The sequence below is a fragment of the Desulfurellaceae bacterium genome (assembly GCA_021296095.1).
GTDB lineage: Bacteria > Desulfobacterota > Binatia > Bin18 > Bin18 > JAAXHF01.
The window spans coordinates 1,093-12,381 of the sequence record JAGWBB010000083.1 but is presented as its reverse complement, the minus strand read 5'-3'; the positions used below and the strand labels follow the sequence as shown (position 1 = coordinate 12,381).

Sequence of the window (11,289 nt, the reverse complement as noted above, 5' to 3'; positions counted from 1 at the left end):
GTATCGCCAGCTGTCGGTTCGATCAGTACAGCAGGTACTGCAACTCGAACCAGACGCTGTCCTTGAATTTGAAGTAGCCGATTCCGGTGTATTTGCCGTCAATGAAGTTGTAGCGGATGCTGAGCCGGAACGGATCCCAAAACCACCAGTCAATGCCCGGCTGCAGCAGGTAGGCGCCGGCCATGTCGTAGAATACGACAAAGCGGGGCCGGACGTTTCCGGCGTTGTAGCTGGTCGTGATCGCCAGGGTGAACATCTGCGCGGTGGACTGCAGCTGCACCAGTCGCTTGAAATCGCACGGCGGGGTGTTGTCCCCTGTTGGCGTGAGACATTCGGCTGTCCGGTTGCCGATTCCACCAAGACGGTCCGAGTCTTCTCCTCCGGTCGGGGCGGCTGAGCGCTTGGTCACGCCAATGGTATGCGAATCGTTATCGCGTCCGACTGGAACGCCTTTTTTGTAGCGCTTGACGTTGTTGGTGTGGCGGTGGAAGTACTGGCCCGAGAACACGAAGCTGTTGCTCTTGTTCAGGAACCGAATCCACTGAATGTGGTCAACGCCGAGCACGAAGGCCCACTGGTCACGGCTCGAGTGGTGGCCGCTGCGGCAGCCGCGGATGCCGTCGGGACCCCAGCCCATGTGATCGTCACAGTTGCCCTCGCTGGCCGAGAGTCCGTCGGCCAGATAGCGCGGATCGTAGAGCAGGTGGCTGGTCACGCCCGCGTGGTGCAGAGGCCGGGTCATGAAGCGCTGTATGTTCGCCAGCGAGTTGCTCCCGCCACCAAACTGCTCGCGCAACAGGTTGTTGCGCGTATAGGTGAACTCAGCCCGGATGGTGGTGTACAGGTAGAACAGCGGGCTGCTGCTGTCCACAAACATGCTGGTCAGGGCGTTCAGCGGAAAGGACAAACTGGCGCCGGTGATCTGCACCCGCTTGGCGTGGATGGGGACGGGCAGAGTCCGTTCGACGGCACACGGAACTCCGGCAAATATGGCCCCCGGGTTGCCCCGATTACACGGGTCGTTCGGTCCCCAGGGGTTGTTCTCCGGGGTGGCCGCCATCCCGGTCAGGGCGGTGAAGGCATCCGGCAGCGTGTCATAGGCCAGGTGTACGGGCGTTGGGGAGCCGATTGTCGCATCGCTCAGGATACTGTCCGACCAGGTGTAGTAGTGGGCCAGCGAGAAGGTGAAGTCACGGATCGTGCCGATGATCCGTCCCCCGCCACGGCTGTCGGCTATGCTGCTCGACGGGCCTCGGGCACGGGTCGAGCAGTTGAACTGGTTGCCGTTGCTCATAAAGCCCAGGTTGCCGGCCTTCTTGAGGGCCTGGCCGTAGATCGGTCCGCCGCACGGCATGCGGTGGACGCTGACCGGCGAGGTGTTGGTGCGCACACTCCACATGCTGCCCTGGTGCAGGGCGGGAATCGCGGCCGTCCGATGGTCGGGAGCGACAAAGCCTTCCAGGGTCAGGTCCTGAATCGGCCCGACCCGGCCGAAGTTCCACTGCGCCCGGATCATGAACAGCGGGATGCGCCGTTCGTCGAGCGGGGTGGTGAAACCGCCAAAGCCGTTGTCGAGCGGATTGATCTGGTCGAGCAGCCGGAAGGCGTCGGCTTCACCCCAGGACAGATTCTGGCGTCCAACGCGTAAAAACATCGGGCCCTTGGTGATATTGAAATACCACTCGAACAGGCGCAGCTGCTGAACCTTCTTCTCCAGAAAGTTTTGGCTGCTGACATAGCCGAATTCCTTGTAGCGGGTCAGTTCACCGGGGTATTTGTTGACGAAGTAATTCCCCTCGGCGTCCTGCCGCGTGCCGTAGTACTTGCCCCAGAACTCGGTGCCGCCGCCGCCGTCGAGTTGCCGGCGGGCCGACGCGCCGCCGTACTCCCAGATGCCCTCGAACTCCTCGCGCACGTTGAGGTAGTAGTCAAAGGCGTCGAGGTTCACATACTGGAACAGGGTGCCGATGGTCGGAAACTCACGTGACAGACGGTTCAGGTTATGCCGCCACTCCAGGGTCAGGTAGTTGCGGTGCTGGACCACGTTGCCGCGTTTCCACAAGCCTTTCCCGGTCCCGATCTCGTCACCCTTGCCGGTCTGGATGGTTGCCCGGGTATAAGCCTGGCCGGACAGGCTCATCTCGCGGCGCTCGTCGAAGAAATAGCCCCAGGCGCTTGGGGCCGATAAGAGTAGGACAATCCCCGCGGCCAACAGCCGCCTCAATCCCTGCCTATACCCCCTCATGAGAAACCCTCCTTAAGTGTTAGGCAAGCCTACCGTCTGCCCAGTCAGCAGCAGAATCCCCCTGCTACCGCAGGCTCATACACCCGTCGCAAACGGCTTGTCAAGTTTTTTCCTAGGCCCGCAGCTCCATACCGATATTGTGGCGCGTTGACCACATATGCTCGCCGATAGCCACCACCAAGGCCAGAATACCCAGGCTCAGCAGGTCGGCGTAGTTGGTGTAAACCAGGACGGCCGACGGAATGGCAATACAGGCCAGAATGACCAGCATGACCTTGTTGGGCAGCGGAAAGCGCGGCTTGAGCAGGGAGACCGTGCCGGGAATAAAGGCCAGCGCTCCGACCACGTGGAAGAACAGCAGCAGGGTCAGCAACACGGCCATTTCCGACTGAAACTTCATGGGAAAAAAGATCCAGAAAATCACGCTGACGGTCAGCGTCGTGCCGGTGAACATGATCGCCCGGCCGGTCGTCATCAGCGCCTCTTCGATGGCCCGGTCGTGGTCGCCGAACTTCTGGTACTCCTCGACGATCCGCGACAGCACGTAGTAGCCGTAGTCGATGCCGATACCGATGCCGACTGCGGCGACCGGCAGCGAGTTGATGTTGGCGTCAATGCCCATGGCGTACATCAGGCCCTCGGACAGCGGCTGGGCCACAATCGAGGGAATCATCACAATCAGGGCGCCAACCACCGAGGCGTAGGTCAGCATGCTGAGGGTAAACACGGTGACCATGACCAGGATCAGATTCCACTTGTACGACCACTCGACCTCGTCGTTGATGGCCGCCAACACCCCCAGCAGGCCGCCGGCCAGCCGGAAATTCAGGTCCTCGACCGGGTTGTTGTAGATGAACTCCTCGGCCATGGCGATCGAGCCGGTGACCGTGGCGTGGTTGTAGTCCTTGTAATAAATCGTGACCGTGGCGTTGGTCGAGGTCTTGTCGATAAAGCGGTCGAGGTCGTCTGAGCCGACCGTGTTCAGGAACTGGTAGAAGATGTTGCCCACGTCGCGCGGGTTGTTGGGGATGATCGCCCACTTGGGGATGCCGAGCTGAAACAGCTGGTACAGCCGCCGCGCCCAGGTGGTGATGCTGATGCTGCCGCCGACCATCTCCTGTTCCTGCATGTAGCGCTGGAATTTTTCCAGGGTCAGCAGCGCCTCGGGGTCTTTGATCACACCCTCGCGCTGGCCTTCGGCAATCACGATCAGGCGTGAGGCGCCCACAAACTGGTCATTCACCTTGTCGTACGACACGTTGTATTCGTGGGTGTCGTACAGCAGCGCCTTGCCGATGGACACGTCCCCGATTTTGAGAAACTGGGCGTAGAACATGCCGCCCAACAGGGCGACCGAAAACGAACCGATCACCGCCCAGCGATAGCCGCCGTAGCTGATCTTGACCATGAAGCGGTTGACCGTGTTGTACAGCTTGTCCGAGAAGCGGTGGCCCGATTTGGGATCGTTGGGCGGAGGGGGAATAAAGTACAGGATGATCGGGTGCAGGGTGACGACGCTGATGGAGATGGTGAAGATCCAGAAGCTCGACACATAGGCCAGTTTCTGGATGAGCGGAATATGGGCCACGGCCAGGGTCAGGATAGCCAGGCCGTCCGAGGCGATTGACACCAGCGCCGGGCTGAACAGGCTCAGGTAGGACGACAGAATGGCTTCCTGTTTGTCCTGCAGGCGGTGGTATTCTTCGTGGTAGCGCTCCATCGACTGCACCGAGTGGGACAGCGCCCGGGCGGTGATCAGGACCAGCACGACCAGGACCAGGGGATCGATGTTGAAGCCGAAATAGCCGGCAAAGCCCAGAGCCCAGACCGAACTCAGCAGGCCCGAAAACAGCGGCACCCATACCCCGGTAAAGGTCCGGAAGTAGAACCACAGCATGCCCAGGATGACGAGCGTGGTCAGCCCGATGACGAACAGGATGGCGTTTTTGTAGCTGAACACCCAGGCGTACAGCATGGGGAAGCCGGTGACGTACACCCGGTGCTGGCCGTCGGCCTCCAACTCGGCCTTGAGGGTCTCCATCCGGCTGAAGAGGTTCTCGAAGTCAATGCCTTCTTCCCAGAAGCCGGCCGTGATCAGAGCCGAGGTGTTATCCTCGGCCACGTAGAAGCGGTGTACGCCCTCGTTGGTATACACCGCCTTTTTGATCGGCTTGACGTCGTCGGCCGTTTTCGGCGGCGCCGGGTACATGATGGGGTAGGCGGTAATGGCGGCGCCGCTGATCTGAATGTTGCGCATCTTGGGGTGGGTCAGCGACATGATCTGATACGGGTTGACGCCTGCGGTTTCCAGCACATAGCGGGTCGCTTTATCGACTTGGTTGATCGAGTGGACGTTGAAAATATCGCCTTCCTTCGCCTCGATGACGACGCTCAGGATGTTGGCCGTGCCAAACATCCGCCGGTACTCCTGGTACAGCTGGATGTACTCGTGGGTCGGCGGGTAGAAATCAAAAAAGTTGGGCTGGACCTGCATCTTGGCCGCATGAAAGCCCAGAAACAGGGTGGCCAGCGTCAGGGCGGCCAGCACATACCAGCGGAATTTGAGGAGAAAATTGATGTATGCTTCCATCCAGCTGCGCGGGAGCATAAGACCCTCCTTGGAGCACGAAACGGAATCGACGCGCGCGTCCGTTTTTTAGCGGGTGAACCGCCTGCCGTAATCGATGCTATTGCCGTCGATGTGCAGCACCAGACCGTTTGAGCCGGCAATGATGCCTTTGGAATCGGACGGGCTGAGCGACAGACCCATCATCCAGTACAGGGCCAGTTCCTCGGGCGCCTCAAACAACTTCCAGTTCTGGCCGCCGTCGGTCGAGTGCAGAACGACCCCCTCGTCGCCGACCGCCCAGCCGGTCTGGCCGTTGAGGGCCAGGTTGTACAGCGCGGTCTGGACCGGGCTCTCGTAGCGCTGCCAAGTCTGGCCGCTATCGCTGCTCTGGACGATTGTGCCGTCCATGCCGACGGCGCACACCCTGTTTTCGTCAACAAACCCCACGCCCAAGAGCGAACTCTCGGAGCCGGTTTCTCTCCTGGTCCAGGTCGTTCCGCCGTCTTCGCTGACCAGGATAACGCCCATTTCGCCGGCGACCCAGACTTTGCCCGAGGGATGCATGCTGACCCCGTACAGAAACACATCCTCACCCAGGGAGCGGTCGGTCCAGCTCTGTCCGCCGTCGGTGGTCTGCAAGACGATGCCGTAGTCACCGACCGCAATACCGCGCTGGTCGTCGACAAAGGTGAGGTTGAACAGATGGTGGGTTGTGCCGGTGGTCTGGCGCTGCCAGGTGTTCCCGCCGTCGGTGGTGTGGAGGATGAGGCCCGACTTGCCCGAAATCCAGCCCTCTTGCTCGCTGACAAAACTGACCCCGTACAGGGGATCGATATAGCCGCTGTCCTGTTTCTGCCACTGCCGGCCGCCGTCGGCGCTGTGATAGATGGAGCCAAAGCTGCCGACCGCCCAGACCTTTTCGGTGTTCAGCAGAAAGGTGGCATAGATATGGTCGCGGATACGGTCGACCGGTTGGGCGCTCACGGCTCGTGGAGAGCCGCCAAGCAGGGCTACCGCCAAGGCGACTCCCAGGAGCTGTCGGAGTGCAAAAGCATTCCTCATCATGGACTGAATCCCTCCCCTTATGCGACGCCCAGGGGCAGCCCATGCGGCGCCCCCAGAATGCCCCCTCTTAGACTACCCAAGAAAGAATTGTCAACAGGCTGGTCTGCATTTTTAACTGGCGAGTCAAAATCTCCGACTGACGGGTCTTGGAGGGCTGGGAGAGCATGGTCTCTCTCGCCCCTGACAGCGCACCTGTGCTATACTCGGTCCGCTTTTTCAGGAGGGGATGCGTGTCGGAATACGGATGGGCAGAGCGCTGGTGTCGGTTGCTGCTGCGCCGGCGGTGGATGGCCGTCCTGGCGGGTGGGGCGGTGCTGGTCTGCGGAGTGTCCGCCGCCCGGCAGCTCAGTCTGAGCGTCAGCATGACCGACTATTACCCCGCCGGGCACCCCCATATCCGTCTGTATCAGGACTTCCCCGAAATGTTGCAGATGACCAATGCCGTGGTCGTGCTCGTCTCGGTCAGGGACGGAGACCTGTACAATAGCGAGACGCTGGGCAAGATTCATCGCCTGACGGTCGGACTGCTCGAGACCAAGGGGGTGAATCCGCACGCGGTCGTGTCGCTCACCCATAGTCGCCTCATCGACATCAAAATCCGGGACGGCATGATCAACATTCTGCCGGTCGTCCGCAGCCCGACCCAGCCCCAGAGCCCGCAGGAACTGGCTCAGATCAAGAACGCGGTGTACACCAACCTGGGTATCCGCGGCGTCTACGTGTCGGAGGATAATAAAACCGCCCTCATCCGGGCCGGCTTTTGGGACGCCGAGGTGAATGCCCGAGACGTGTTCAGCCGGCTGCGGCGCTTTGCCGCGCAGGAGCGCGATGCCAACACCGAGGTCGCCTTTGCCGGCAATATCGTCCTGGCCGGCTGGTTGGGCGAGGCCGGGCCGCGCGTGGTGCTGGTGCTGGTATTCAGCGCCCTGGCTGCGCTCCTGCTGGCCGGGGGGTGCGGTATCCTGCCAGGGGTGGTGCACACGCTGGGCGGCGTGCTGATCGTCTCAGGCTTGGCTGCGGCGTGCGCCTTCGGCCTGCCGGGTCTGACCGGGCGCTCGCTCGAACCGCTGGCTTGGCTGATGCTTTTTCCGCTGGCCGTCCGTGGCCTGTGTCTGGTGCTGGGCTGGACCGGCCGGGTGACGAGCGAGTGGCAGACGAGCCATGAGCAGCCCGAGGCGGTTGTCCGCACGGCCCGCGCGCTGTGGCGTCCGTGCAGTTCGGCCCTGATCATAGACGGGCTGGCGCTGAGGCTGCTGGTGTGGGGCTCGGACGTTCCCGCCATTCAGACCTTTGGTCTGCTGGGTCTGGGCTGGCTGGTCGGCCTGCTGGTGTCGGTGTGGCTGGTCCTGCCGGTTTGGTCGGCCGGCTTTCGGCCCGGCCTGCTCGGTTCCGCACAGCTGCCGCTGATCGCCCGTGTGACGCCGCGCCTGCGCGGCAGCGGCCAGACCCGGGTGCTGATCCGTACGGGCTGTATTGCGCTCGGCTTTTTCGGCCTGCTGGCCGCCCTGCAGCTCCAGGCCGGGCGGTCGATGCTGGGCAGTCGGCTTTTTCCGGCCGCCCATCCCTACAGCCGTGCCTTCGATCTGCTCAACCGCGATTTCATCGGTGTCAATCAGCTGATCGTGGTCGCCCACACGCCGGGTGAGGCCGGTTTTCGCGATCTTGGCGCCCTGCAAGTCCTCGAAGCCTTTCGGCTCCATATGGCCGCCGACCGCCAGTTCGGCGGAGCGGTGGCCGTGCCCGGTTTTGTGAAGGCGATCACCCGCATGTTCCACGAAAACATCCCCAAGTGGGCGATGCTGCCCGACGATATCAGCTCGACCGGCCAGATCATCTTTCGCATTGTGGCCGGGGCAACCACGCCAAGCGAGGTCGAACGTTTTCTGTCGACCGACTTCCGGACCACGGCGGTAACGCTCTTTTATCGGGACTATTCTCCAGGGTTGGTAAAGCGCAGCCTGGCCCGCATCCGGTCTTTTGAGGGGCCGAATACGGGTATCCCGGTCGAATTCCGTTTCGGTGGCGGCTTGCTCGGGGTGGTGGCCGCCATCCATACCGGGGTGGCTCAGGCCTACTGGTATCTGTTGGCCGGGCTGCTTGGCTTGGCGTTTTGCGGCGGGCTGCTTGGCCTGGGCAGTCTGCGCGCGGCCGGCCTGCTCAGCCTGGCTGTTATACTATCGCAGGCGGTGATGCTGATCGTGCTATGGGCGGCCAATATCGATCTCAATATCCATACCCTGCCGGTTATCCTGGCCGCTATGGGCGCGGTCGTGCTGCCGGCCAGCCTGGCCACTCGGGCCGACGCCGCCCCTGCTTCGGAGGGCTGGGACGGGTTGGGCTATGCCTTGATCGCGCTGGCCACAGTCAGCCTTGGAACGGCGCTGGTATGGCTGTTCTCACCGCTGCGCTTGCAGACCGAGATGGGCCTGTATCTGCTGGTCTTGAGCCTAGTCAACAGCCTGCTTCCGTTCTCGCTCCGGGCGCTCAGCCGTCCGGTCGAGTCGGCCCAGACCCCGGAGCCGACAACATGAACAACCAGACACCACGGCTGGACGCCTCGGCGTTGATTCTGGCCGGGGGCAAAAGCTCCCGCATGGGGCGAACCAAGGCTCTGTTGCCGTTTGGTGGGGAGCCGCTGATCGCGCACACGGTCCGCAGCCTGGCCGCCCGCTTTGCGGATATCGTGGTGGTGGCCGCCCCGGGACAAGATCTGCCGCAGCTGCCGGTGACCCTGGTCCACGACACGGTCGCCCACCAGGGCCCGGTCGGGGGGATCTATTACGGCTTGCAGGCCACCCGCCGGTCAGTGTGTTTTGTCACCTCATGCGATGCCCCGTTTCTGAATCTGGAGCTGGTGGCGTGGCTGGTGTCGCTCAGCACCGACTACGATGTTGTGGTTCCGGTCTGGCAGGATCGCTTGCAGCCCCTGCACGCCGTATACCGACGTAGCCTGCTTCCCCGGCTGCGTGCCCAGCTTACGCGCGGCCAGCTGCGACCGGTTGCGCTGTACGACACGGTTCGGACCCGGCGGGTCGATCCCCAGGAAATCCGCCGGCTCGATCCCCAGGGCCACAGCTTTCGCAATCTGAACAGCCCTGAAGACTATCAGGCTGCCCTGGAGCTGTGGCCGAGCCTGCATCAGCGTGTGAGGTGTACGGTTGAGCTGTTCGGGGTCGCCCGACTTCGGGCCAAGACCGGTGTGGTGTCGCTGAGCCTCCCGTCCGGGGCCGACCTGGCCTCCGTGCTGGCCGCCTTGGCCGACCGCCTGCCGGCCCTGCGCGGGTCGGTGCTGAGCCAAGACGCCCGGCGACTGGGCCGGGGCTTTGCGTGTAATGTGAACGGCGAGGCCTTCATCACGGACATGCGGACGCCGGTGGGCGAGGGGGATAGCGTGCTGATCGTGTCGAGTGACGCGGGTGGCTGAGAAAAAGGGGGAAAAGGCAAAGGTCAAAGTGAAGAAGCCTGCCCCGTTCTTTCTTTTTGGCTGTCGATTTCCTACAAAGGCAGTATGTACGGATTTCACGGTCGCCTGGTGCATATTGATCTCACGCGCGGGACCGCCAGCTGGCACGCGCTGGAAGAATCGCGTCTGCAAGCCTTTCTGGGTGGCATCGGGCTTGGCACGAGCCTGCTGTACGACTACGCGCCGCCGGGGGTCGAGCCGCTTGAGGCGGACAATCCGCTGATCTTTGTCAGCGCGCCGCTGGTCGGCACCGGGCTGACCACCACGGCCAAGCTGGCGGTGGTGACCAAGTCGCCGCTGACCGGAGGGATTGCCGACTCGCTGTCGTCGAGCTTTTTTGCCCTGGAGTTGAAACGCCTGGGCGTGGACGCGCTGATCGTGAGCGGTCAGGCTCAGGCGCCGGTCTGGGTCTGGATTCGGGACGAGCAGGTCGAGATCCGCGAGGCGGCCGGGCTGTGGGGCAAGAGTGCCCAGGAGACGCAGACCTGGGTGCGTGAGGCGCTCCAGACCGCCGAGGCGCGGGTGGCCGCGATCGGTCCGGCCGGAGAAAATCGCGTCCGCTTCGCCACCATCAGCAATGAGGGCCGGCATGCCGGCCGGGGTGGGGTGGGAGCCGTGATGGGAGCCAAAAATCTCAAGGCGATTGCCCTGCGCGGACAACGCAAAACCGCGGTGGCCGACCCGGCCGGGGTTGAGGCGCTGGCTACGACCCTGCGCCACCACAGCCTCGGTCCGCTGACCGCCAAATATCGGGAGATCGGCACGGTGGCCAACCTGTCGGTCTTCAACCGCCTGGGCAGCCTGCCGACCCGGAATTTCCGGCAGTCCAGCTTTGCCCAGGCCGAGGCCCTGAGCGGTGAGCAGCTGTTGGCCAATACCTTCAGCCGGGCTCATGGCTGCGCGTCGTGTACGATTCGGTGCGAGCGTTTGTTTACGGCGTCGAGCGGCGTGGAACAGCGTCTCGAGTATGAAACGCTTTTTGCGCTCGGGCCGCTGTGTGGCATTGAAGACCCCGACGTGGTGCTGCAAGCGGCCGGCCTGTGTGACCACTACGGTTTGGATACGATCAGTACCGGCGGCACACTTGCCTGGGCCATGGAGTGTGCCGAGAAGGGTGTGTTTCCCCAGGCCCGGGCGGCCGGCCTGGGCTTTGGCCGGGCTGAGGCCCTGTTGGCGACGATTGCGGCGATTGGTGAGCGCCGAGATCTGGGGGAGCTACTGGCCGAGGGGTCAAAGCGCGCCGCCCAACAGCTGGGGCCGGAAGCCGCGCGCTGGGCCATGCAGGTCAAGGGTATGGAGCTGCCCGGCTATGAGCCGCGCAGCCTCAAGACCATGGCCCTGGGATTGGCGGTGAGTCCGCGTGGGGCATGCCATAACCGGTCCGGAGCGTATGAGGCGGATTTTTCCGGACAGGTCGACCGCTTACGGGTTGATGATAAGCGGGGTGGGCTGGTGGCTGCGGCCGAGGATTTTTCCGCAGTCCTGGACTCGCTGATCGTGTGCAAGTTTCTGCGCAAATGCTTCAGCGACTTCTACCCGGAGGCGGCGACGCTGCTCAATTATGTCACCGGCTGGTCGGCGTCCGACCAGGACCTGCGTCGGGTTGGAGAGCGTATCAACACGCTGAAAAAGTGCTTCAACATCCGTGAAGGCTGGCAATTGCAGGACGATTGGCTGCCGCCCCGGCTGCTGAGCGAGAAGCTGCCGGACGGGGCGGCCGCGGGTGTGGGGCTGACCCCGGACGAGCTGCGCGGCATGATTCAGAGCTATTATCAGGCCCGCAGCTGGCGGCCGGACGGCACGATTCCCGCCCACAAGCTCCACGCCCTGGGGCTGACCTGAGCCCGGGCCGGCCTCTCAAACCAAACCGGTCTATGCTTTCCCCCCCCGGCTTGCTAGGCTGCCGGCTACTCCCGAGTGTTTCGCAAGGAGGAACGCATGCACGAA

6 protein-coding genes are annotated in these 11,289 nt (G+C 63.0%); 3 read left to right on the top strand and 3 right to left on the bottom strand.

Annotated elements, in window-relative coordinates:
- Positions 1-22: 22 nt before the first annotated feature.
- The 3 genes from J4F42_17610 to J4F42_17600 form a co-directional block, all read right to left on the bottom strand.
- Positions 23-2,245 (bottom strand): hypothetical protein, encoded by a 2,223-nt coding sequence (locus tag J4F42_17610; GenBank protein MCE2487335.1) that lies wholly within the window; start codon positions 2,243-2,245, stop codon positions 23-25.
- A gap of 112 nt (positions 2,246-2,357) precedes the next feature.
- Positions 2,358-4,853 carry an MMPL family transporter gene (locus tag J4F42_17605; protein ID MCE2487334.1) on the bottom strand — a complete coding sequence of 832 codons (2,496 nt, stop codon included), beginning with the start codon at positions 4,851-4,853 and terminating at the stop codon, positions 2,358-2,360.
- A 48-nt stretch (positions 4,854-4,901) separates the two neighbouring features.
- Positions 4,902-5,879: a hypothetical protein gene (locus J4F42_17600; GenBank protein MCE2487333.1), complete on the bottom strand. Its 978-nt coding sequence runs from the start codon at positions 5,877-5,879 to the stop codon at positions 4,902-4,904.
- Positions 5,880-6,109: 230 nt separating this feature from the next.
- Here J4F42_17600 and J4F42_17595 point away from each other — a divergent pair, with 230 nt between their 5' ends.
- The 3 genes from J4F42_17595 to J4F42_17585 all read left to right on the top strand — a co-directional run bounded on the left by J4F42_17595 (position 6,110) and on the right by J4F42_17585 (position 11,184).
- Positions 6,110-8,410 (top strand): hypothetical protein, encoded by a 2,301-nt coding sequence (locus J4F42_17595; GenBank protein MCE2487332.1) that lies wholly within the window; start codon positions 6,110-6,112, stop codon positions 8,408-8,410.
- The gene (locus tag J4F42_17590; GenBank protein ID MCE2487331.1) at positions 8,407-9,303 is read left to right on the top strand and encodes an NTP transferase domain-containing protein; all 897 of its coding nucleotides are present in this window, start codon (positions 8,407-8,409) and stop codon (positions 9,301-9,303) included. Before J4F42_17595 ends, J4F42_17590 begins: the two co-directional genes overlap by 4 nt.
- 84 nt (positions 9,304-9,387) lie before the next feature.
- Complete coding sequence (locus tag J4F42_17585; GenBank protein ID MCE2487330.1) at positions 9,388-11,184, top strand: aldehyde ferredoxin oxidoreductase family protein; 1,797 nt, start codon at positions 9,388-9,390, stop codon at positions 11,182-11,184.
- The last annotated feature ends 105 nt before the right edge of the window (positions 11,185-11,289 follow it).

Excerpts from the sequence above, each read along its gene's own strand:
- J4F42_17610 (MCE2487335.1), bottom strand. The coding sequence starts at position 2,245 with ATGAGGGGGTATAGGCAGGGATTGAGGCGGCTGTTGGCCGCGGGGATT.
- J4F42_17605 (MCE2487334.1), bottom strand. The coding sequence starts at position 4,853 with ATGCTCCCGCGCAGCTGGATGGAAGCATACATCAATTTTCTCCTCAAA.
- J4F42_17600 (MCE2487333.1), bottom strand. The coding sequence starts at position 5,879 with ATGATGAGGAATGCTTTTGCACTCCGACAGCTCCTGGGAGTCGCCTTG.
- J4F42_17585 (MCE2487330.1), top strand. The coding sequence starts at position 9,388 with ATGTACGGATTTCACGGTCGCCTGGTGCATATTGATCTCACGCGCGGG.
- J4F42_17590 (MCE2487331.1), top strand. The coding sequence starts at position 8,407 with ATGAACAACCAGACACCACGGCTGGACGCCTCGGCGTTGATTCTGGCC.